We start from the raw sequence: 24,084 nt of genomic DNA on the forward strand, positions 1-24,084 counted from the left end.
CCACAAAGCTCCAGAGGAGCAATAGTTCATCAGAATAATTTTGAACCTTAATTCGAATACTCTCTGATGTCTTAACGGCAATCAGCTAGCACGAACTCTTCCAACTTCATACGACTTCGACTTGGAGACTCATAGCTTTTTTGACTTCTGCTAGGTCAAGTTGATTAGCAATCCACAGTTTAAACATGTCTAATGCAGCTGATCTGTCTGCAAAAAATCTCCAGTCTACATACACTGAAATATTCTTCTTTGTTTCTGGATATAAGTCGTTCGTCCTAAAAACAGCAAAGGGGTGATTTCCAGAAACCTTGCCAATTTCTGATCTAGGTGCAAAGAAGATCTCAAAAATACGATCTTCCAGTTCCACTCCGAAGATTGGTGGGCACGTTGATGCCCCACCTTCGATTGGTAGCTCTCCGGCGACGAGCTCTGGCCAATGAGGTTGATAGATCTCCGTCCTCTTGTTGATAGCTCCCACAATGGAGTCACGGCGCTCATCAGTCGCAAGTATCGCTTTGGCAAGCGCTACGGCTTCATCTGCCATTTGAGATATCATTTCGTACTTACGCTGTTTTTCAGGCATTTTGGACCAACGTTTAATTTGGGATGAGATTGTGGCCTACCAAGTTCTCGATATCAACCCGTCGCACGCTCGGGGCAATTCCGCGAAGCTGCGACGTGCGCGTCTGCTGCCCCACAACGCCGCCTGCGGCATGCCAGCTGGCAAGTACACCTTGCGCTCGAAGCACGGCTGGCTCCATTATCCTCTGCTGCCTACTAGGGAGCCTTGAGAGGGCCGTCTGAAATGCCATTTGAGCGGCAGTAAGCGAAATTGAGCCATTCTGTGCGATAGAGATATTCTCTGTTGATGGCGGCCAAGCGCTGTACCTTGAATTTGGAAGCGCATCACGTTGGAGTACTGTCTTCGGGTGGCAGTTGAACCCACATCTGCTGGCGATCTGGTAAAGACATCACGTAACCACATTGCAATTGCGAAGCCACCCCCGCCGACAACAATTCCACCGCCGCTTGCTCCCAATGTCGGTCTCTGCCCGTCCAATACACTCACCAATGGGCCTGATCGCGCGATGCCGCGGAGGCCACCATTTGTTGACATTGTGACGTCGAGCCCGCCGCGGACCGAACTGGTCCAGTTTCCTCGGGCATCGAATGTGAATCTTCCAGACAAGCCAGCGGCTCTGTTTTTGGCAGCTATAGTTCCGCTTACGCCAGAGCCCACAGAGCCGAACTGGTCTCTTGCGTGGCCGAACTCCTCGCTGTGTTCCAGATAGTTGTCCAACACCTCCTGAGCGCGGTCACTTCTCGAATACGCGTTCCCCTCGGGATCCATATGATTGATAGGATCGTTTGCGGAGTATGCGTATCTGTTTGTGCCGACGCCTGGTTCTGTGACTTCGAACCAATCGGGTTGTATGAACATGGCCAGGCGGGGGTCGTAGTAGCGGGCGTTGAGATATTGCAGTCCGGCGTCGCTGTCGTAGCGCTCCCCGATATAGCCAAAGGTTTCGTCGGGGCTTGTGCCGCCGTCTCGCCAGGCGATCTCGCCGAAGGGGGCATAGACCCGGGCCTCGGCGCGGGCGCCGGTGGCGTCTGTCATCGCGACGACCGAGGTCAGGTGATCGCGGTGCAGATAGGTGACCTCGGTGCCATTGGTGATCCGGATATCGGGGTGCGGATAGGTCAGGACCTGCTCCGCCGGGCTGCCAGATCATTGATCGATAGAGAAGCTGCCTACTCTATTCGCCGATTGTCTCGATTTCACGCAACAGAGCCATTACAGTTTTTCTATCTTTTTGCGTAGTGCAGGCATCAATCAAAATTGGCTTGAGGTAGTAACCTAGCAAGGATATATCTTTAATTTTTCTTGGCAACATGCCACTGATAATTGTAGCAAGACGGTGCGCGGGCATTATTGATATGAGAGCACGATAAGCTCTATCAGATGCGTGCGGAATATCGTGTAAGAAGTGCCTGCCAAGACGAAACTGCTCTTCTCTACCCCAAGAGATATGAGGTATAATGGAAACGTAATCGATCGTACCTTCATCACTCGAACTCATCCTGACAATATACTCAGCTGCTTCTGCAGAAGGTAGATTTCTCAATCGCTCACATTCCGATCTTTGCTCCGGACTCATTTTGTTTCTCCTATGTCAAAATGGCCTGAAGCTCTGCATTGGCAACCCTGCATTGGGTGCAAGCCTTGCAGGCGGTCTGTAATGCCCGGAGGCATTATCCCAATGATTTATTGCACCCCTATTGGCCGAATGCCTATGCGGAAAGGAAATCGTGCCACCATACCTTACATCTCTCCCGCCACTTAAGCCTAGATGGGTTGACATGTTCGGACTGGTATTTTGTCGCGCGACCAAGATACGGCCCCCTGGGGTGGTGACAAAGTTATATGTTCCTGAAGGCGTGGTTCTTAAGCCTCTTGAGCTCTGCAGGTAGAAACGCCCGCCAACCGATATTAACTGTCGTGGTGTCGACTGCAACAAGATCGCATCGCCAGGACGGGTGTTTTGTAGCAATGGCCGACCACTTGCATGGCCGAGGCCATGAGGTGAGGATGGCGGTCCGGGGTAATAGTATTGGGCGCCAGCGCTCGCCCCCCGCGGCGAGTTCGGATAAATCGTCGCGCCAGGTGGTCGACCGCCATTTGTTGACACAGTGACGTCGAGCCCGCCGCGGACCGAACTGGTCCAGTTTCCTCGGGCATCGAATGTGAATCTTCCAGACAAGCCAGCGGCTCTGTTTTTGGCAGCTATAGTTCCGCTTACGCCAGAGCCCACAGAGCCGAACTGGTCTCTTGCGTGGCCGAACTCCTCGCTGTGTTCCAGATAGTTGTCCAACACCTCCTGAGCGCGGTCACTTCTCGAATACGCGTTCCCCTCGGGATCCATATGATTGATAGGATCGTTTGCGGAGTATGCGTATCTGTTTGTGCCGACGCCTGGTTCTGTGACTTCGAACCAATCGGGTTGTATGAACATGGCCAGGCGGGGGTCGTAGTAGCGGGCGTTGAGATATTGCAGTCCGGCGTCGCTGTCGTAGCGCTCCCCGATATAGCCAAAGGTTTCGTCGGGGCTTGTGCCGCCGTCTCGCCAGGCGATCTCGCCGAAGGGGGCATAGACCCGGGCCTCGGCGCGGGCGCCGGTGGCATCGGTCATCGCAACAACCGAGTTCAGGTGATCGCGGTGCAGATAGGTGACCTCGGTGCCATTGGTGATCCGGATATCGGGATGCGGATAGGTCAGGACCTGCTCCGCCGGGCTGCCGAAGTTGCGGATCTCGACCGGGCCGAAGGTGGCGGTGATGTTGCCGGACGGATCGGTGCGCAGAAGCCTCGTGCCGTCGGCACCGTAGGTATAGGTGGTCGTCGCACCTCCATGGGTGACCGAGAGCGGGCGGTTCTCGCCGTCATAGCTCATCATGCGCCCCGCCAGACCGGTGGTCAGCGGCAGGCTGGTCGTCATGTTGCCATTGGCGTCATAGGTGAAGCTTTGGCCTGCGACGGCAATCGGCGCGTGAGGGTGCGGGCCGGTGGCGGGGCCGTAGCTATAGCTGCCGATTTGCGAGTTTGAGCGCAGACTGCCCGCCGCGTCATAGGTGAAGACGCGGTTCTGCGCGGGCTGTCCGGCATAATTGGTCGCGGTTAGCAGCCGGCCAGCATAGTCATAGCTGTAGTTCATGTCGCCCGCAGGCGTTTGACTATCAACACGCGATATCCGCCCTGTCGCGCTCCGCGTGTAGTCGGAGTGATCTCGCAAGAATGCGGTGTCCAAGGTGTCCAAAATCACGATATCTGTCAGCCAGCCGCGCTGCGTGTCATAAAGCCGCAAATCCTCGAGAGTGTTGCCATAGTCGATGAGCGTGGGGTTGCCCCAAGCGTTATAGGCAATGGCTTCGATATAGGTGCCAAACCCATTGAGCCGGCCCGCCACGTCATAGCTGTAATCGCCGGCCGGCGCGGTGGCCGTACTGCCCGGGGTGGTGGGCAGATGCTGACGCAAGACCGCGCCTGAGGGTCGATACTCCGTCTCGAGCGTATAGCTCCGCCCGAGGAAGCTATGCTCCGCCCGGATTTGTTGTCCGACCGCGTCATAGCCATAGCGGATCGTGTGGTCGGGGTTTGAGAGCGTGGTCAACTGGCCGATATTGTGCTCGCCTGCCGCCGCCTCATCATAGGTCGATGTGGTCGTGGTGGTGCCGCCCGATGTGGTCACATCGCGGCGGGTTACCCGGTTCAAGGCGTCATACGTGATGGCGATGACTTGGCCTTCGGCATCGGTTTGCCGGGTCAGATTGCCATTGGCATCGTAAACCATCGTCCAGCGGCCAAGCGCCGGATCATCCGAGACAGTGCGGTTGCCAAACACGTCATAAGTATAGGCCCAAGTGGCGCCGATCGGATCGGTCACCCCGATCAGCTGATTCCTGAGATCATAGGTATAGCTGGTCGTGCGCTCTGTACCTGACGCATCGATATCGGTCTGATCCGCATCCGTCATGGCGCGGGCAATCGTGTTGCCACGGCTGTCCAGGGTCAGCCGAATCTCGCCGCAGATCGTGCTGCTGTCACCATCAAAACAATGCGCGTCATGGCTGGTAACAAGCGGGTGCATGATGCCGCCAATGCTCTGAGCACCAAACACTGTTGCGGAGAGTGTGCCATCGGCAGCTGTCGTGTTGGTCAGGCGATTGAGGGGATCATAGACAAAGCTGGTGCGCTGAGAGGCGGCAATTGGCGGAGGCCGCGGGTTCAGCGAAGAAGGCGGAAAAAGCAGCAGCTCCAGCGAAGGAGGCGGAGGCGAAGAAGGCGGGATGCTCTCCCAGGCCAGATTGCCGCGCGCATCAAAAGCCCGGTCGATGAAGATAAAATCAAGTTCTCCTTCCAGCATGGTCGTTGTTCTGCTGCGATAGGTCTGGCCGAAGCCATCGACATATTGCCGGTGTTCAGAGATGCCGGCACCAGGCGCGCTGCTGCCTGAGGGGGCCTGCGTTTGGATAAAGGCCTGCTCTGGATCGCCCCAGTTGAGATATGCGGTTGTCTCCCAATTGCCATTGGGATGATCGACCCGGGTCTCACGGCAATGGCTGTCATAGGTATAGTCTGTGACCTGACCATTGACATCGGTGACCCGCACCGGGGCCTGGCAAGCCGTGTCCCAGGTGGTCGTCGCGACATGGCCAAGCGCGTTGGTCTCGCTCAGGCGGAACAGGTGCCGAGCCGTGTCATAGGTGTAAGTGGTCGTGTGACCTCGCGCATCCGTTTGGCTCAGCACATTGCCATGCGCGTCATAGCTCCGCTCTTCCTCCAAACGGCGCGCACAGCAACTGGATACATCCCCCGTCCAACGCTCGACCCGCACCACATTGCTGTTCGACGGTGCCGTGAAGGGATCGGCGTTGCCTTCATGAGTGTAAAACTCACGCCAGAGCCAGCGCGCCCGGTCCTCAGCATCGAAGGTCGAACCGCTTTGGGCGATGCGCCATCCGGGTTGGTCAACAATGTAATCCGACAGATTGAAGGCTCGACCGGTTCTGATCAATTGGTTGTCATCTGGATCCTGATCGACCCCGTTCACCGTGAACCCAAGGGTGACCTCCAACGACACTTGCCCGTATCTTGTGTGCTCAAAGAGCCGGGTCGTCTCGACCAGGTCCGCGCCATAGCGCACCCGGGTGCGCTCAGACGTCTGCTGCGCCCGGAACGGGCGAAGATCGGGCGCGCGCACATCCCAAGCGTTGATCACCTGGCGTTGGGTCTGCCCATCATGCAGGATGGTTTGCGAGGCCATCCGCCCGCGCTCCCCCAAATGGTCGTTGAGATAGGTCGTCACCACCTGCGGGCCTTCGGCCTCGCCCGCAATCGCCGGCAGATGAGCGGTGATTGTGCGGTACCCCAAGGGCCGACGATGCGCGTAATCATAGCGCGAGCCGACATAAGAATAACTCGTCCGCCGGGTGTTCCCCCGGCCATCCTGCCGCTCAATCGCCGCCACAAGCTGCGTCACACCCGGAACATCGTTGTCATTGTTCCCAACAGCCGTCGAAGGCACATACTCAATCCCCGTAACACCCCCAAAACCATCCCGAATAGACGTCAGAAGATGCGGAACATCGCCCGTGCCATAGAGGATCACGCCGGGGCTGTTGCGCGCAATCGCATCCTCAATCCCGTCGCCATTGATATCGCCCCAACCATGGACCCCAAGCAGCTCAGACGTCTGCTCAGGACCCGCCGGCACAAAACCATCCCCCGTCGACAGGTACACATAGCTCATCATGAACAAATCACGAAGATCCTGAGGGCCGGTGAATCTATTGTAATCTCGGTCGTGATCGACGTGGACACGAACAAGTGTACCTGTACTCTCATCAATCCGATCGGTCAGGATCAGATCGGCGCGCCCATCGCCATTCACATCCCGCATCGCGACATATGAGGGGTACTTTAGTGGCTGGCCGACCGAGATCCGCCGGCCTTGATTGAGTTCCGGGATGGAGCTGGAGTCGCCCCAAATCCGTGGCGTGATAAACCCCGCGCCATCGGACAAGGCCACGCGGATCGTCAGATCTTGCCCAGGTGTTCCATAAGACACCACAAGATCCGCCGCGCCATCGCCATTGACATCCCCGGCCGCGAGGCTTCGGATGCGCTCAAGTTCCTGCTCTGTCGATCCAAACAAGGTGCCAAAGGAGAAATAATGTGGATTGCCGTCAATAAAATCCACACCTTGCCAGTCTAAGAAAGGAAATGCCGCGTGACCTTGGGATGGAAAACCAATAAGTTCGATGCCATTTTGTGTAAAACTATGAGGAGACGCAATGATCTCGGTTACACCATCTGCGTCAATATCAACGGCCAGATCAGCAAAGAGTGTTGTTCCGCCTGTTCGGGGATTCGTTCCTGTTTCGACATAAGCATTGGGCACTAAGACACTGTCCTCAATGTCATACATGGTCGTATGTTGAGACGTACCATATGGCCTTGATAGAACTTCTGGGTTTGGATCATCATCAAAATTGCCAAATCGTAGCAATCTCGGACCGTAAGTATCATTTGGGAAGGACAAACTCGGCAGGAAAAGGGTGTCTGGAAAGAGTCCAGCACCCGAAGTCCTCCTTGGACGGCTACCTGACGGTCCATCATTGTCACCAGTCCATCGATAAGTCGCAAGCATAAAGTAATAAATCTGATTATCTTCTGGATGATAGCCTGTCGAGCCAATGTAACGATTTGGACCGTTCTGGGCCCACCGATGCTGAGGTCGCCATGGGGATGCATCTGAAAACGCGCTTGGCGGTGGTGCAGAAATCAGCTGACCATCGCTGCTTTGCTGGGTGATTGCCGGGTGTGCGGCGACACCTGCATGTGAATAGACTCTTACGGAGGAGTTGGGGGGTAGATTGTATTGGAAGGGGAACGCCGCCAACTTTCCAATAAGATCTCGTCTCGGCCATCGCGATCTAAGTCCATGATGGCGGCGACTTGTTCGTGCACCGGTGTTCCCGTTGCCTGTTGCTCGACATAGTCCAGCCCCTCGGTGGTATAGGCCAGTTCGCTGAGCAAGTTTGGCAGTTGGCTTCCGCCTGTGACGATGCCGTTTGCGAGGCTGTAGTCATCGCCATAGACCTGGACTTGGTTGAGCAGGCGCCGCCCGATGGTCTCGGTGGTCTGATACTCAAACGCATAGGCCCGCAGCGGGGCCGCGCCATCGCGGATCGCGATGCTGCGCAGAAGATGAAACTGCTGACCCAGCATACCCCGCGTGCCGGTGGCATAGCTGGCCAGCGGACTGGTTTGCGAGGCGTGATAGCCGAACTCGATCTCATAGCCGCCATAGCGGATGAACTCTGGCCGATGTGCGCGGCCCTCCTCAAGAGCTGCGAAGGCATAAGAGATTTCAACCACATTCGGCGTGGCTTGCGTGTCGCGGATCTCACTTAAAAGATAGGTGGTGTCGAACAAGCCCGCGTAGCGCTCATCACTCGGCCCAACTGTGTCGCCGGCCAAAACCCCAAGACTTTCATAGCGATACTGGGTGCCATCGGTCTCGGTGACGATGAAATAATCGACCTGCTGCCCGTTATAGCTCCGCTGGCGCATCTCCACACGGCGGTAGCTCTCCACAAGCGTGGCAAAGGTGCCACCAGCCGCGCAACTCGCATTCGTGGCATTGGTGCGATACCCGGTCGGATAGATCTGATTTGTCAGCCAAGGATTGGTCGCTTCGCCATCGCTACAGGCCAGAAGCTCCATCCCATCCAGCCGGTAGAGATCTCTCGCATCGTCATGGGTGGGGGTGCCGCCGCCGAGGGAGACCCGCTCGATCTGCGACAAGCCCGACAACTGCCAACCAACGCCCAGCCAAACCTCAGCCGAGCCGAGGCCACGAAACGAGGAGGTGTAGGTCAGGCCGAGATTGGGCTCCAAACCACGATAAGACGGAATATCAAAGGCGGCATGATATCGAAACGATCCATCCGATTGGACATCCTGCGGAACTTCAAACTCCGGCGCGGCCTGCGTCTCAGGATTGTCTTGGGCGGATATGCTGAGGGGCGCGAGAAAACAAACAGCCGAAACAAAAAAAACACTCAAACTACGCAAATACACAAACCCTCTCCTCGCACCAAATAAACACAATCCGCAGGTGAGCCGAATATCCAACAGGCGTCAATAGTCGAATAGGCGCAGGTTAGAAATAAACAAGCTCTATCGTATGAACTATAAATCTAGACCGTGTTGGCAAATAGGGTTCTCAGAGGCCGATTGATGTGATGTCGATGAAGCCGAGGTAGCTGTCTGCAGTTGTGTCGTATCTTTTTGCGACACGGCGGGAGTTCTTGAGCTTGTTGAAACAACGTTCGACCATGTTTCTGAGCCGACACAATCCGTGATCCACTCCGAAGCGCATCTTGCCGGGCTTGCGCATTGGTGTTTGAGGCAAGATATTGCGTTCATTCATCACGTTTCGGATGCGATCAGATCTTACCCACGACCCGCCAGCAACACACAAGGCTCTGGCAGGTTGTCAGTCATCACCAAATCAAAGCCCAGATAATCCGATGTTTGCCCTGGCGTGATTTTGGTTCCCATGGGCGTTGACACGGAGGTGGATCTTGGTCGTAAAGCCACCCCTTGAACGGCCTAAACCCTGTCGTGGAGTCCCCCCTTCGCACCCGCTGCCTGGTGATGGGCGCGAATGACTGTACTGTCGATCATCTGCAGGGCATCTGGAACAGCTCCGCTCTGGTTAAGAGCCTCCAGAATGTCTTCCCAGAGACCGGCGAGTGTCCAACGCCGGAGCTGTCTGTAAACGCTGGCCCATTTACCAAACTCTTCAGGCAAGTTTCGCCAAGTCGAGCCGGTACGCGCTATCCAAAACAAGGCGATGGTTGGCTGGCTTGCGACCATTCGGGGCATGGATCGCAAGGGTGAAGTTTTCAAACAGCGACCATTCCTCGTCGCTCATAAGGTCTCGGGGCAAGCTGATCTCCATAGCAGATACCAACTTGAATCACATCAATCGGCCTCTGAGAACCCTATTTGCCAACACGGTCTAGATTTATAGTTCATACGATAGAGCTTGTTTATTTCTAACCTGCGCCTATTCGACTATTGACGCCTGTTGGATATTCGGCTCACCTGCGGATTGTGTTTATTTGGTGCGAGGAGAGGGTTTGTGTATTTGCGTAGTTTGAGTGTTTTTTTTGTTTCGGCTGTTTGTTTTCTCGCGCCCCTCAGCATATCCGCCCAAGACAATCCTGAGACGCAGGCCGCGCCGGAGTTTGAAGTTCCGCAGGATGTCCAATCGGATGGATCGTTTCGATATCATGCCGCCTTTGATATTCCGTCTTATCGTGGTTTGGAGCCCAATCTCGGCCTGACCTACACCTCCTCGTTTCGTGGCCTCGGCTCGGCTGAGGTTTGGCTGGGCGTTGGTTGGCAGTTGTCGGGCTTGTCGCAGATCGAGCGGGTCTCCCTCGGCGGCGGCACCCCCACCCATGACGATGCGAGAGATCTCTACCGGCTGGATGGGATGGAGCTTCTGGCCTGTAGCGATGGCGAAGCGACCAATCCTTGGCTGACAAATCAGATCTATCCGACCGGGTATCGCACCAATGCCACGAATGCGAGTTGCGCGGCTGGTGGCACCTTTGCCACGCTTGTGGAGAGCTACCGCCGTGTGGAGATGCGCCAGCGGAGCTATAACGGGCAGCAGGTCGATTATTTCATCGTCACCGAGACCGATGGCACCCAGTATCGCTATGAAAGTCTTGGGGTTTTGGCCGGCGACACAGTTGGGCCGAGTGATGAGCGCTACGCGGGCTTGTTCGACACCACCTATCTTTTAAGTGAGATCCGCGACACGCAAGCCACGCCGAATGTGGTTGAAATCTCTTATGCCTTCGCAGCTCTTGAGGAGGGCCGCGCACATCGGCCAGAGTTCATCCGCTATGGCGGCTATGAGATCGAGTTCGGCTATCACGCCTCGCAAACCAGTCCGCTGGCCAGCTATGCCACCGGCACGCGGGGTATGCTGGGTCAGCAGTTTCATCTTCTGCGCAGCATCGCGATCCGCGATGGCGCGGCCCCGCTGCGGGCCTATGCGTTTGAGTATCAGACCACCGAGACCATCGGGCGGCGCCTGCTCAACCAAGTCCAGGTCTATGGCGATGACTACAGCCTCGCAAACGGCATCGTCACAGGCGGAAGCCAACTGCCAAACTTGCTCAGCGAACTGGCCTATACCACCGAGGGGCTGGACTATGTCGAGCATACCACCACGCATGTGTTTCACCGCAATATGCTGGCCTATGATTACAACAGAGATGGTGCAGACGAACTGTATTTTTGGCCCAGCAAAACACGAATCGGCAATGACGAGTTTATGCGGCGTCCCGCGGGGTACTTCGACTTTGATCAGAATCTGATCCGGTCGCTACGTTTACCTTTTAACACTTCTGCTTCTGGGGCCTGCCGTCAAATCCCAACAGGCATATTTTCTGGGGTGGGATATCATTTTGGTGACGACAGCTCATATGTTGCCGCGCCGATTTGCACCGAATATGGCAAGGAGAGCAACTCAAGGTTTATGCTCTACCTCTTAGGTACCGGCGCCAACCTCAACACCAATGCCGGCGCTACACGTTTTCGCGTCCTTTCAGTTATGGCCAATATCGAAACCGTTGTTGGTGGGAACTTTGATCAAGAGCCCGGCCCAGAACTGGTCACTACAACTGGTGGTTTTGTTAATCGACTATACGATGTGTCAGGTGGCCGAACCACTGGCGGCAGCCATGTGGGAAGTGCTGGCCCTATCGATGCGCGCGTTGCCGATGTGGATGGCGACGGGACTCTAGAGTTTATCACAAGGGTGAGGGAACCTGGTCTTTTTGGCCAGTATCGTGGCGATTGGCAGGTTCAGGAACTGTTCGGAAACGTTTTTGAATCCTTTCCAGTTCATGAGGTGACCGCCAGCCTGCCGACCTCCCGCCCGCATTATCATGCCTTTGGAGATGTGAATGGCGATGGCGCAGCCGATCTAATCATTTTGACAGATGATCAGCCAGGTGCGGATCGGCTCTGGGTGGCGTTGTCATCGGGGGTGGGTTTGAGCCCGCGCAGGTCTGGGGCGACTCAACGACCTTCCCAATCCTGGGCACCAATTCTTGGAATACAGCGTTGGATGGGCCTGCTTGGCTGATTGCAAGTGATTTGAATGGCGACGGCTTAGATGATTTGATAATCCAAACAGCTGATCGTTCCTTCACTAGAAGCTTGCATCCGCAGGACGAGGCATATGTCTTCCTGTCAAATGGCAGCGGAGAATTCATCAGACCCGGGCCGGTGACGCGAGATCTCTTTGACGATTTGATTGGCTTTGCGGATGTCAATGGCGATGGTTTGCCTGATGCCGTTCAAGAGCGACATCGCATTTCTTTCGGACACCAGCTCCCGTCGCGCATTCTTGTGAGCGACGGCAGCCCTTCGCATCTTCTGACGTCTATTCGGGATGGTTTTGGGGGTGTTACGGGGATTGAGTATGTGCCTTCGACGGCTGTTGGGAACAATGACAACGATGTTCCGGGTGTGACGCAGCTTGTGGCGGCGATTGAGCGGCAGGATGGCCGGGGGAACACCCGGCGGACGAGTTATTCTTATGTCGGCTCGCGCTATGATTACGCGCATCGTCGGCCCTTGGGGTACCGCACAATCACCGCTCATCTGCCGGCGATTGCGGGCGAGGCCGAAGGCCCGCAGGTGGTGACGACCTATCTCAACGACCATTTGGGGGAGCGCGGGCGGATGGCCTCGCAAACCATCCTGCATGATGGGCAGACCCAACGCCAGGTGATCAACGCTTGGGATGTGCGCGCGCCCGATCTTCGCCCGTTCCGGGCGCAGCAGACGTCTGAGCGCACCCGGGTGCGCTATGGCGCGGACCTGGTCGAGACGACCCGGCTCTTTGAGCACACAAGATACGGGCAAGTGTCGTTGGAGGTCACCCTTGGGTTCACGGTGAACGGGGTCGATCAGGATCCAGATGACAACCAATTGATCAGAACCGGTCGAGCCTTCAATCTGTCGGATTACATTGTTGACCAACCCGGATGGCGCATCGCCCAAAGCGGTTCGACCTTCGATGCTGAGGACCGGGCGCGCTGGCTCTGGCGTGAGTTTTACACTCATGAAGGCAACGCCGATCCCTTCACGGCACCGTCGAACAGCAATGTGGTGCGGGTCGAGCGTTGGACGGGGGATGTATCCAGTTGCTGTGCGCGCCGTTTGGAGGAAGAGCGGAGCTATGACGCGCATGGCAATGTGCTGAGCCAAACGGATGCGCGAGGTCACACGACCACTTACACCTATGACACGGCTCGGCACCTGTTCCGCCTGAGCGAGACCAACGCGCTTGGCCATGTCGCGACGACCACCTGGGACACGGCTTGCCAGGCCCCGGTGCGGGTCACCGATGTCAATGGTCAGGTCACAGACTATACCTATGACAGCCATTGCCGTGAGACCCGGGTCGATCATCCCAATGGCAATTGGGAGACAACCGCATATCTCAACTGGGGCGATCCAGAGCAGGCCTTTATCCAAACGCAGGCCCCCTCAGGCAGCAGCGCGCCTGGTGCCGGCATCTCTGAACACCGGCAATATGTCGATGGCTTCGGCCAGACCTATCGCAGCAGAACAACGACCATGCTGGAAGGAGAACTTGATTTTATCTTCATCGACCGGGCTTTTGATGCGCGCGGCAATCTGGCCTGGGAGAGCATCCCGCCTTCTTCGCCTCCGCCTCCTTCGCTGGAGCTGCTGCTTTTTCCGCCTTCTTCGCTGAACCCGCGGCCTCCGCCAATTGCCGCCTCTCAGCGCACCAGCTTTGTCTATGATCCCCTCAATCGCCTGACCAACACGACAGCTGCCGATGGCACACTCTCCGCAACAGTGTTTGGTGCTCAGAGCATTGGCGGCATCATGCACCCGCTTGTTACCAGCCATGACGCGCATTGTTTTGATGGTGACAGCAGCACGATCTGCGGCGAGATTCGGCTGACCCTGGACAGCCGTGGCAACACGATTGCCCGCGCCATGACGGATGCGGATCAGACCGATATCGATGCGTCAGGTACAGAGCGCACGACCAGCTATACCTATGATCTCAGGAATCAGCTGATCGGGGTGACCGATCCGATCGGCGCCACTTGGGCCTATACTTATGACGTGTTTGGCAACCGCACTGTCTCGGATGATCCGGCGCTTGGCCGCTGGACGATGGTTTACGATGCCAATGGCAATCTGACCCGGCAAACCGATGCCGAAGGCCAAGTCATCGCCATCACGTATGACGCCTTGAACCGGGTAACCCGCCGCGATGTGACCACATCGGGCGGCACCACCACGACCACATCGACCTATGATGAGGCGGCGGCAGGCGAGCACAATATCGGCCAGTTGACCACGCTCTCAAACCCCGACCACACGATCCGCTATGGCTATGACGCGGTCGGACAACAAATCCGGGCGGAGCATAGCTTCCTCGGGCGGAGCTATACGCTCGAGACGGAGTATCGACCCTCAGGCGCGGTCTTGCGTCAGCATCTGCCCACCACCCCGGGCAGTACGGCCACCGCGCCGGCCGGCGATTACAGCTATGACGTGGCGGGCCGGCTCAATGGGTTTGGCACCTATATCGAAGCCATTGCCTATAACGCTTGGGGCAACCCCACGCTCATCGACTATGGCAACACTCTCGAGGATTTGCGGCTTTATGACACGCAGCGCGGCTGGCTGACAGATATCGTGATTTTGGACACCTTGGACACCGCATTCTTGCGAGATCACTCCGACTACACGCGGAGCGCGACAGGGCGGATATCGCGTGTTGATAGTCAAACGCCTGCGGGCGACATGAACTACAGCTATGACTATGCTGGCCGGCTGCTAACCGCGACCAATTATGCCGGACAGCCCGCGCAGAACCGCGTCTTCACCTATGACGCGGCGGGCAGTCTGCGCTCAAACTCGCAAATCGGCAGCTATAGCTACGGCCCCGCCACCGGCCCGCACCCTCACGCGCCGATTGCCGTCGCAGGCCAAAGCTTCACCTATGACGCCAATGGCAACATGACGACCAGCCTGCCGCTGACCACCGGTCTGGCGGGGCGCATGATGAGCTATGACGGCGAGAACCGCCCGCTCTCGGTCACCCATGGAGGTGCGACGACCACCTATACCTACGGTGCCGACGGCACGAGGCTTCTGCGCACCGATCCGTCCGGCAACATCACCGCCACCTTCGGCCCGGTCGAGATCCGCAACTTCGGCAGCCCGGCGGAGCAGGTCCTGACCTATCCGCATCCCGATATCCGGATCACCAATGGCACCGAGGTCACCTATCTGCACCGCGATCACCTGAACTCGGTTGTTGCGATGACCGATGCCACCGGCGCCCGCGCCGAGGCCCGGGTCTATGCCCCCTTCGGCGAGATCGCCTGGCGAGACGGCGGCACAAGCCCCGACGAAACCTTTGGCTATATCGGGGAGCGCTACGACAGCGACGCCGGACTGCAATATCTCAACGCCCGCTACTACGACCCCCGCCTGGCCATGTTCATACAACCCGATTGGTTCGAAGTCACAGAACCAGGCGTCGGCACAAACAGATACGCATACTCCGCAAACGATCCTATCAATCATATGGATCCCGAGGGGAACGCGTATTCGAGAAGTGACCGCGCTCAGGAGGTGTTGGACAACTATCTGGAACACAGCGAGGAGTTCGGCCACGCAAGAGACCAGTTCGGCTCTGTGGGCTCTGGCGTAAGCGGAACTATAGCTGCCAAAAACAGAGCCGCTGGCTTGTCTGGAAGATTCACATTCGATGCCCGAGGAAACTGGACCAGTTCGGTCCGCGGCGGGCTCGACGTCACTGTGTCCTCACAGGGGGTAGATTTCGACAACACAATAGGAGGGCACGTCCGACCCTCCATTCAGCATCACCAGACGCTCGGCCCTCCGGTTATGGCCCCATGGCGTCCACGATTCTCACTCAGGGGGCTTTTTCGCTCATCGACGGCAATCCCAGATGGCATGACCCGCATCCAAGGGACTGGTGCGCAGTTTGCAAGCCAGCGCCGACTCACAAGGCATTTTGGTAGCCATGGAGCTGATTTCGGAGCTAGGACAGCGGCACAATACCAACGCCAAGCAGACAGATTCCTGACCGGGACAAGGGATAGTAACACACTAGAAAGAACCAGACCGAATGGCGATGTGGTCAGATTCAACACCAGGACAAACGAATATGGAGTTGTCTCCAGATCGGGAATAATTAGAACATATTATAGGCCTGATCCATCTATCCACGGTCATCAAACAAATATGGGCTATTTCCTCTATGGGCGATGAAGCAATGAATATCTGTCCCGTGTGTGGTTATGCCGGTCTTGAAGAACCTTCGCACGATAGCTTTGGCTACGGATCACAAGACATCTGTCCTAGTTGTGGAACTCAGTTTGGGTATCACGATGCCACTACACCCCACGAGGTCTTGCGCAAGAGTTGGATCGAAGGTGGTTGCATTTGGTGGTCGAAGAGCGATGCAAAGCCTAACGATTGGAATCCAGAGGTTCAGCTTTCTAGAGTTGGTTAGAAAGCAACATTGCAGTTTTGGACGGTGGAACGGCGTTGTTTCCTCTGCGCTTCTTGGCCGACCGCTGACCACGGGTCTGGCGGGCGCTCAATGAGCTATGATGGCGAGAACCGCCCGCTCTCGGTCACCCATGGAGGTGCGACGACCACCTATACCTACGGCGCCGAGGTCGCCTATCTGCACCACGATCACCTGGTAGAGGCAACTCGGCTATAACTCAGCATTGTCCCAACGAATTAAGCCAAACTCAGCTAGAGCCGTCCTTTCTTCCTCTGCTTTTGTGGGACCTTCAGCCCTTCGCGCCGCCAGATACGCTCGACCCGCTTGTGGTTCACATGCCAACCAGCGTTGTTCAGCAACGCCGTCACCATGCGGTCGCCATAAAGCCCATATTGATCGGTTAGCTTGATGATGTCGTTGGTCAGACGGTCTTCATCGGCCAGGCCTTGCGGCACATTGCGCTGCGTTGAGCGATGCTGACCGAGCGTGTGGCAGGCACGGCGCTCAGACACGCGCAGTTCCTGCCGCACACGGTCGATGCATTTACGACGGCGCGAAGGATGAAACCATTTTCCGCCATTGGTCCGAGGACAATGGTCGAATGAAGTTTCCCTTTGCGGCTTCGGCGAGAATGAGCTTTTCCAATGTCAGGTCCGATACCGCGCGCCGAAGCCGTTGGTTCTCTTTCTCAAGCTCCTTCAACCGTGCAAGCTGAGACCGCTGCATCCCGCCATAGAGCTTCCGCCATCGATAAAACGTCTGCTGTGTCAACCCGATCTGGTGCACGGCCTCGGCAATTGTCGCACCTTGTCCTTGCAGAACTTCAACCTGCCGAAGCTTCGATACAATCTCTTCGGGCTTTTCTCGCCTTCCAGCCAGCGCTGATCCTCCAATTTGCGGGACAATCTATCCCAGTTGGCGGACCACTTTCAGGGGGCTAATCCAGTAGGAATGCCTCGACGAGCACCTGCTCTCGTATTTACGCCATGCATGCCACGTTTTTGCGGCTTTGGTGGTTTCATGGCGTTTTTCTTGTCTCGGGCGTCGGCACTCTCAACGCATCATTGTGACCCAGAATGTGAACCAAACTATGAACCAAGACTAGACAAAAAGCGAGGCGGAGTTCAACGGACTGGCGCAGCCTGTCAGGCAAATAAGAGAAAAGCGCCAAAATCGTGCGGTTAATTGTCTAGAAAATGGCGGAGGAGGTGGGATTCGAACCCACGGTACGCTCTCACGCACGCCGGTTTTCAAGACCGGTGCATTCGACCACTCTGCCACTCCTCCGCAGCTTTGTGCCCCTTAGCGACTGTGTAGCGATTCTAAAAGCCGGTGCAGATTGCCGCCGATCCGCGCGCGGTGGGTTTTCACACGCGCCTCTTGGTTGTATCCTGCGGCTGCGGGCCGGGAGAGCGGCGCCAACAGGCATGAAAAAAACAAATGATAGGCGCGCCGACATGCGTCAGGGTGGAGCGGGACAATTTCAATGACAAGCCGAATTCCGATGAGATCGGGCGCCCGGGGGGCGCTGCTCTTGACCAGTTTCGTGGCCCTCGCGGCGTGCGAAGACGGGTTTCAGATGCCCTTTGGACAGGGCGCAAATGCGTCTGAGCCTGGCGTGGCGGGATCTACCGAGGCGCAAACCCCCTCGGGGGCAACCCGTTTGGTCGAGCGCGACGTCGAGGCGCCGGAGGTGTTTCAGGTCACCGATAGCGGGCTTTGGGATGGTCGACCGTCGCTCGGCGGCGTTTGGGTGGCGCATCCCGACGCCACGGATCCCGAGCGTGTGATTATCCGGGATACGACCTCGGACCGGTTCGTGATTGGCGCGCTGTTCCGGCGCGAACGGGATAATCCGGGCCCGGCTTTGCAGGTTTCCTCCGATGCGGCCGCCGCCTTGAACCTGATTGCGGGCCAGCCGACCGAGTTGAATGTCACCGCCCTGCGGCGCGAGGCCGAGCCGGAGCCGCTTCCCGAACCGGCGAGCGAAGAGGTTGCCACCACCGGCGCGGCCCCCGAGAGTATCGAGGCGCAAGCTCTCGACCCGATCGCCGCTGCGGCCGCCGCGATTGACGAAAGCGAAACGACGGAAACTGTCGCCGCATCTGCCCCCGCGCCAAGCCCGGCGCCGGCCTCCGCGCCTGCGTCCAATCTGGACCGGCCCTTTATCCAAATCGGGATATTCAGCGTCGAGGAAAACGCGAACAACACCGCCCAAGCCCTGCGGACGGCGGGGATGGTGCCGACGATCTATGATCAGACAAGCAATGATCGGCGGTTCTGGCGCGTGGTTGTAGGCCCGTCCCGAACCCGGGCCGAGCGAGATCAACTCTTGCAAACCGTTCGTGGCCTTGGCTTCCAAGACGCCTATTTTGTGACGAACTAACCGAAAAAGGACCGTGATGATCGCCATCGCCCGTGCCGTTCTTGCCGGATTTGCCCTTCTGGCCCTGACTGTTGCTGCCTCTGCTTTCGAGACCGAGGCCGAAGCGGCTTATGTGATCGACCACAATACCGGCCAGATCTTGTTGAGCCATAACGATCAACTGCCGCTGCCGCCTGCGTCGATGTCGAAGTTGATGACGCTGAACATGGTGTTTGAGGCGCTGGAAGATGGCCGCTTGTCGCTCGACACGACCCTGCCGGTCAGCGCCCATGCGATGAGCTTCGGCGGGTCGACCATGTTTCTGACCACCCGCGACAGGGTCACGGTCGAAGACCTGATCCGGGGGATTGTCGTTCTGTCGGGCAATGATGCAAGCGTCGTGTTTGCAGAAGCGCTCAGCCCTGACGGGACCGAGGAAGGCTTTGCCGCGATGATGACGGAGCGCGCGCGGCAGTTGGGAATGGACAACTCCACGTTCCGCAATTCCTCAGGCTGGCCTGCCCCGGGGCATGTGATGAGCATGCGGGATTTGGGCATTCTGGCCGAACGGCTGATCACCGAATTCCCGCAATATTACACGTATTTCGCCGAGACCGAATTTGCCTTTGATGGCCGCGCGCCGGACAATCGGTTCAACCGCAACCCGCTTCTGGCGCTCAACATCGGCGCGGACGGGCTGAAAACCGGCCATACGCAGGAGGCCGGGTACGGGCTTGTCGGCTCCGCCGTCCAAGGCGACCGGCGGGTGACATTCGTGATCACCGGCCTTGAGACAACAGTCGGTCGCGCGCGCGAGGCGGAGCGGATCGTCAATTGGGCGTTCCGGCAGTTTGCGGAGCGCGAGGTGGTGTCCGCTGGCGCGGTCGTGGCGGAGGCGGAAGTCTTCATGGGCGCCGCAAGCACTGTTGGCCTGACGCCGGCCGAAGATGTGACGATGCTGGTCCCCGCGGTTCAGGGCGAAGAGATCGAGGCGGAAGTGATTTATGAGGGCCCGATTGCCGCGCCGATTGAGGCGGGGGCCGAGCTTGGCACCTTGGTTGTGCGGATGGAGGGGTTTGAGGATCGCCATATCCCGTTGGTTGCGGCCCAAGCCGTTGAACGCGGCGGGATCACCACGCGCCTTGGGACGGCGGCCCGTTTGCTCCTCCGTGATCTTCTGGGCGATGACCCGGGTCTGGCGCCAAGCTGATGGGGGCAGGACAGGGGCTGTTTATCAGCTTGGAAGGCATCGACGGGTCGGGCAAATCCACCCAAGCACAGCTTTTGGCCGAGGCGCTACGGCAGGCCGGGCATGACGTTCTGTTGACGCGGGAGCCGGGGGCTCGCCAGGGGCAGAGGAAATCCGCGCGCTGGTCTTGCAGGGCGATCCAGATCGCTGGTCGGCGGAAACAGAGATTTTACTTTTTACCGCCGCGCGCCGCGATCATATGGAGCGGGTGATCCAGCCTGCGCTTGAGGCGGGCCAAATCGTGATCTGCGACCGGTTCGCCGACAGCACTCGCATGTATCAGGGCCTGTCGCGTGGCGATCTGCGCAAGCTGGTTGATGACCTGCATGACCTGATGATTGGCCGCGAGCCGGATTTGACCGTGCTGATCGATATGGACCCGACCGCTGGCTTGGCCCGCGCCAAGGGGCGGCAGGGTGTCGAGGAACGGTTCGAGGATTTTGGCCTATCGCTTCAGGAACGGATGCGCGCGGGCTATCTGGAACTGGCCGAGGCTGCGCCGGAACGGTTCCGCGTCATTGATGGCGCGCGCGATATGGATGCGGTGGCGCGCGACGTCTTTGCCACGGTCACCGCTGCGCTGCGATGAGCGGCGAGGATGATATCCCGCCCGAGGCTGACCGGCTCGACGGGGCGCCGCATCCGCGCGAGACCGATCAGATTTTTGGCCAAGGCGCAGCGGAGGCCGTGTTTCTGAGCGCCTTCACATCGGATCGCTTGCACCATGCTTGGCTTCTGACCGGCCCACGCGGCGTCGGCAAAGCAACGCTGGCCTGGCGCATCGCTCGCTTCTTGCTGGCCACGCCACCAGACACCGGCGATGCGCTGTTTGCCGCTCCGGTGCCCGAGACGCTTGACGTCCCACCGGATCATCCGGTCGCCCGCCGCTTGCACGCGATGTCAGAGCCCGGGCTGATGCTGTTGCGCCGCCCGTGGGATGAGAAGGCGAAGCGGTTTCAGGCACAGATTACCGTTGACGAGGTGCGTAAACTGAAAGACTTCTTCGCGCTTTCGGCCAGCGATGGCGGGCGGCGTGTGGTCATTGTCGATGCCGCCGATGAGATGAACACCAATGCGGCCAATGCCCTCTTGAAGGTGCTGGAGGAGCCGCCCGCCAATGCCGTGCTGCTGCTCGTCGCGCACCAGCCCTCGCGGCTTCTGCCGACGATCCGCTCGCGCTGTCGGACCTTGCGCTTGGATCGGCTGTCGGAGGCGGATTTGGGCCGCGCGCTCGGCCAGGCGGAGATCGAAGCCGATGCCAGCCCGGCGCTGGCCGAACTGGCCGAGGGATCGGTGGGGGAGGCCGCCCGACTGATCGCGTTGGATGGCTTGACGCTTTATGCCGATTTGGTCGGACTGTTCGCCTCCATGCCGGGGATGAGCCGGTCGGCGGCCAACAAACTGGCCGAGGCGGCCGCCGCCCGCGGCGCAGAGGCACGGTTTGATCTGACACTGGTTTTGATCGACCGATTGCTCAGCCGCTTGGCGCGAACCGGCGCGACGGGGCAGGCGCCGCCAGAGATCGTGCCCGGCGAGGCAAAGATGCTGACCCGATTGGCCCCCGATCCAGCGACAGGACGAGCTTGGGCCGATATGGCGCAAGGGTTGACGGCCCGGGCCCGGCGCGGCAAGGCGGTCAACCTTGACCCTGCTGCGCTCATCCTTGATATGTGTCTCAGCCTTGAGAAGACGGCGGCGCGCATTCCCGCCTGAAGAGTTCCGAACAGAGTGTTCCATGCCCGCCACGCCTGAGATCGTCGACAGCCATTGCCACTTGGATTTTCCGGATTTTGCCGAGGAATTGCCGGAGGTTATCGCGCGTGCGGCTGAGGCGGGTGTGACCCGGATGGTGACGATTTGCACCCGGCTTCGTAACGCGCCGCAGGTCCGCGCGATTGCCGACGCACATGCCCCGGTGTTCTGGGCCGGCGGTACCCATCCGATGAGCGCCGCCGAGGAGCCGATGGCCACGCTTGCGGAGCTGGAAACCCTCGCACGGCATCCGAAATTCGTTGGCATTGGCGAGACGGGATTGGATTACCATTACACCGCCGAAAGTGCCGCTGTGCAGCAGGAGAGCCTGCGTCTGCATATCGAGGCCGCCCGCGTGACCGGCCTGCCGTTGATCATCCATGCGCGCGCAGCGGATGAGGATATGGCCCGCATTCTGACCGAAGAGCATCGCGCCGGGGTTTATACCTGCGTCATGCATTGCTTTTCCTCAGGGGCGGGCCTCGCGCAAGCCGCGTTGGACTTGGGGTTCTATCTGTCAATGTCGGGCATTGCGGCCTTCCCCAAATCCACCGAGCTGCGTGAGATTTTCGCAGCCGCCCCGGTGGACCGCATTCTGGTGGAAACCGATGCGCCCTATCTGGCCCCGCCGCCCTATCGCGGCAAGCGCAATGAGCCCGCCTATACCGCCTTCACCGCGCGGGTTGGGGCAGAGTTGTTCGGGGTGAGTGAGGCGGCGTTTGCGGCCCAAACCAGCGCCAATTTCGACCGGCTGTTCTGGAAAGCGGCCGCGTGGCAGGCGGCGGCATGAATGGCTGACCTGAAGCTCACCATCCTGGGCTGCGGCTCGTCCGGCGGCGTCCCGCGATTGGGCGATGTTTGGGGAGAATGCGACCCCAACGACTCCCGAAACCGCCGCCGTCGGTGCTCGCTCCTGGTGCAGCGGATCACAGAAGAGGGCGAAACGGCAGTGCTGATCGACACCTCTCCCGATTTGCGGCAGCAATTGCTTGATGCGGGGATCGGACGGCTTGATGCGGTGCTGTTCACGCATGCCCACGCGGATCACACCCATGGGCTCGATGATCTCCGGATGATCGTGTTCAACATGCGCCAGCGGTTGCCGGTCTATGCCGATGGCCCGACGCAGAACGATTTGCTGGGGCGGTTTGGCTATGCCTTTGTGCAACCGGCGGGCTCGGCCTATCCGCCGATCCTGGACCTTCACGCGATCAATGGCGACGTGACGATTGAGGGGGCAGGGGGGCCGATTACCTTTACGCCCTTTGAAGTTACCCATGGCAATATCGACGCCTTGGGCTTCCGCATGGGCGACATAGCCTATCTGCCGGATGTGTCCGACATCCCAGACGTAGTTTGGCCGGTTTTGGAGGGGCTGGATTGTTGGATCGTCGACGCCCTGAGGCGAACGCCGCATCCGAGCCATGCGCATTTGGACCTGACATTGGAGTGGATCGCCCGCGCGGCGCCCAAGCGTGCGGTGTTGACCAATATGCATATTGATCTGGATTATCAGACGGTTGCCGATGAAACGCCCGACCATATCACCCCGGCTTATGACGGTATGGTGATCCGCGCCGAGGTCTAGATGGCGGATTTGCTGTCCGTTGTTTTGCCGGTCTTCCTCGTGATCGGCGCGGGGTATCTTGCGGTCTGGCGCGGGCTGTTCTCCGATAGCGGCGTGGATGGGTTGATGAATTTCACCCAGAAATTCGCCATTCCCTGCCTGCTCTTCATGGGTATCTCGACGCTCGATCTGGAGCAAAACTTCGACTGGCGGCTGTTGGCCTCTTTCTACACCGGTTCCACCATCTGTTTCTTTCTGGGGATGTTCGGGGCGCGGGCCCTCTTTGGTCGGCCTTGGCAGGATAGCGTGGCCATCGGCTTCGCCTGTCTCTTTGCTAATACCGTGCTTCTGGGCTTGCCGATTATGGAACGCGCTTATGGACCAGACTCTTTGGGGCCGAATTTCGCGATTGTCGCCTTGCATGCTGCGTTTTGCTATCTGCTTGGGATCACCGCGATGGAGATCGTGCGGGCCGATAGCAAGTCTCCGCTTCGCATGGTGCGGACCGTGGGCTTGGCGATGTTCCGCAACCCGTTGATGATCGGCGTGGGGCTTGGATTTGTGGTCAATCTGACCGGCCTACCGATGCCAGGCGTGTTGACCGAGGCGATCAATCTGATGATCCGCGCGGCTCTGCCAGCGGCGCTTTTCGGCTTGGGCGGCGTGCTCTATCGCTACAAACCCGAAGGCGATGCGAAGGTGATCGCGTTTATCTGTGTGATGTCGCTCATTGTGCATCCGGCAATTGCATACGGGATGGGCGGGCAGGTGCTGGCGCTCAGTGAGGAACAGATGCGTTCGGTGGTGATTACGGCGGCGATGGCACCGGGCGTGAACACCTATATCTTCGCCAATATGTATGGCGCGGCCCGGCGCGTTGCGGCCTCTTCGGTGCTGATTGGCACTGCGCTGACGGTGCTGACGGCCTCCATTTGGCTGGCCGTGCTGCCCTGAAGCG

General features: G+C 58.4%; 14 protein-coding genes, 1 tRNA gene and 3 pseudogenes. 10 read left to right on the forward strand and 8 right to left on the reverse strand.

Annotated features, from left to right (window positions below; genetic code table 11):
* Positions 1-106: 106 nt before the first annotated feature.
* From QTA57_RS11000 to QTA57_RS11025, 6 genes and pseudogenes are all read right to left on the reverse strand, one after another.
* Positions 107-544 carry a hypothetical protein gene (locus QTA57_RS11000; protein ID WP_290151463.1) on the reverse strand — a complete coding sequence of 146 codons (438 nt, stop codon included), beginning with the start codon at positions 542-544 and terminating at the stop codon, positions 107-109.
* Between the two features lie 216 nt (positions 545-760).
* Complete coding sequence (locus QTA57_RS11005) at positions 761-1,618, reverse strand: RHS repeat-associated core domain-containing protein (RefSeq protein ID WP_290151464.1); 858 nt, start codon at positions 1,616-1,618, stop codon at positions 761-763.
* A gap of 139 nt (positions 1,619-1,757) precedes the next feature.
* Complete coding sequence (locus QTA57_RS11010) at positions 1,758-2,159, reverse strand: hypothetical protein (protein WP_290151465.1); 402 nt, start codon at positions 2,157-2,159, stop codon at positions 1,758-1,760.
* Between the two features lie 15 nt (positions 2,160-2,174).
* On the reverse strand, positions 2,175-6,758 hold the full coding sequence (locus tag QTA57_RS11015) for an RHS repeat-associated core domain-containing protein (protein WP_290151466.1): 4,584 nt from the start codon (positions 6,756-6,758) through the stop codon (positions 2,175-2,177).
* A gap of 653 nt (positions 6,759-7,411) precedes the next feature.
* Entirely contained in the window at positions 7,412-8,629 is a 1,218-nt protein-coding gene (locus QTA57_RS11020) for a hypothetical protein (protein ID WP_290151467.1), read from the reverse strand.
* A gap of 160 nt (positions 8,630-8,789) precedes the next feature.
* Positions 8,790-9,530, reverse strand: a pseudogene (locus tag QTA57_RS11025) (IS5 family transposase).
* Positions 9,531-9,728: 198 nt separating this feature from the next.
* Here QTA57_RS11025 and QTA57_RS11030 point away from each other — a divergent pair.
* The 3 genes from QTA57_RS11030 to QTA57_RS11040 all read left to right on the forward strand — a co-directional run bounded on the left by QTA57_RS11030 (position 9,729) and on the right by QTA57_RS11040 (position 16,409).
* Positions 9,729-11,738 (forward strand): FG-GAP repeat domain-containing protein, encoded by a 2,010-nt coding sequence (locus QTA57_RS11030; protein ID WP_290151468.1) that lies wholly within the window; start codon positions 9,729-9,731, stop codon positions 11,736-11,738.
* Between the two features lie 143 nt (positions 11,739-11,881).
* Positions 11,882-15,949 (forward strand): RHS repeat-associated core domain-containing protein, encoded by a 4,068-nt coding sequence (locus tag QTA57_RS11035; RefSeq protein WP_290151469.1) that lies wholly within the window; start codon positions 11,882-11,884, stop codon positions 15,947-15,949.
* A 334-nt stretch (positions 15,950-16,283) separates the two neighbouring features.
* Entirely contained in the window at positions 16,284-16,409 is a 126-nt protein-coding gene (locus QTA57_RS11040; RefSeq protein WP_290151470.1) for a hypothetical protein, read from the forward strand.
* Positions 16,410-16,447: 38 nt separating this feature from the next.
* Here QTA57_RS11040 and QTA57_RS11045 read toward each other — a convergent pair.
* Positions 16,448-17,072: pseudogene (locus QTA57_RS11045) on the reverse strand (IS3 family transposase); the annotation flags it as partial.
* A gap of 318 nt (positions 17,073-17,390) precedes the next feature.
* Positions 17,391-17,480: transfer RNA gene (locus QTA57_RS11050), tRNA-Ser, on the reverse strand.
* A 217-nt stretch (positions 17,481-17,697) separates the two neighbouring features.
* Between QTA57_RS11050 and QTA57_RS11055 the strand changes: the two genes are divergently transcribed.
* The 7 genes and pseudogenes from QTA57_RS11055 (at position 17,698) to QTA57_RS11085 (ending at position 24,080) form a co-directional block, all read left to right on the forward strand.
* Positions 17,698-18,579 carry an SPOR domain-containing protein gene (locus QTA57_RS11055; RefSeq protein WP_290151471.1) on the forward strand — a complete coding sequence of 294 codons (882 nt, stop codon included), beginning with the start codon at positions 17,698-17,700 and terminating at the stop codon, positions 18,577-18,579.
* Between the two features lie 16 nt (positions 18,580-18,595).
* Positions 18,596-19,768, forward strand: a complete 1,173-nt coding sequence (locus QTA57_RS11060) for a D-alanyl-D-alanine carboxypeptidase family protein (RefSeq protein WP_290151472.1) — start codon at positions 18,596-18,598, stop codon at positions 19,766-19,768.
* Positions 19,768-20,396: pseudogene (tmk, locus tag QTA57_RS11065) on the forward strand (dTMP kinase). The gene QTA57_RS11060 and the pseudogene tmk overlap by 1 nt, the downstream one beginning before the upstream one ends.
* Entirely contained in the window at positions 20,393-21,520 is a 1,128-nt protein-coding gene (locus QTA57_RS11070; protein WP_290151473.1) for a DNA polymerase III subunit delta', read from the forward strand. Before tmk ends, QTA57_RS11070 begins: the two are co-directional and overlap by 4 nt.
* Positions 21,521-21,542: 22 nt before the next feature.
* Positions 21,543-22,349, forward strand: a complete 807-nt coding sequence (locus tag QTA57_RS11075) for a TatD family hydrolase (RefSeq protein ID WP_290151474.1) — start codon at positions 21,543-21,545, stop codon at positions 22,347-22,349.
* Positions 22,350-23,147 carry an MBL fold metallo-hydrolase gene (locus QTA57_RS11080; RefSeq protein ID WP_290151475.1) on the forward strand — a complete coding sequence of 266 codons (798 nt, stop codon included), beginning with the start codon at positions 22,350-22,352 and terminating at the stop codon, positions 23,145-23,147. It abuts the gene before it with no gap.
* On the forward strand, positions 23,148-24,080 hold the full coding sequence (locus tag QTA57_RS11085) for an AEC family transporter (protein ID WP_290151476.1): 933 nt from the start codon (positions 23,148-23,150) through the stop codon (positions 24,078-24,080).
* Positions 24,081-24,084: the final 4 nt, after the last annotated feature.

Source organism: Fontisubflavum oceani (genome assembly GCF_030407165.1).
Taxonomy (GTDB): Bacteria; Pseudomonadota; Alphaproteobacteria; order Rhodobacterales; family Rhodobacteraceae; genus Rhodophyticola; species Rhodophyticola oceani.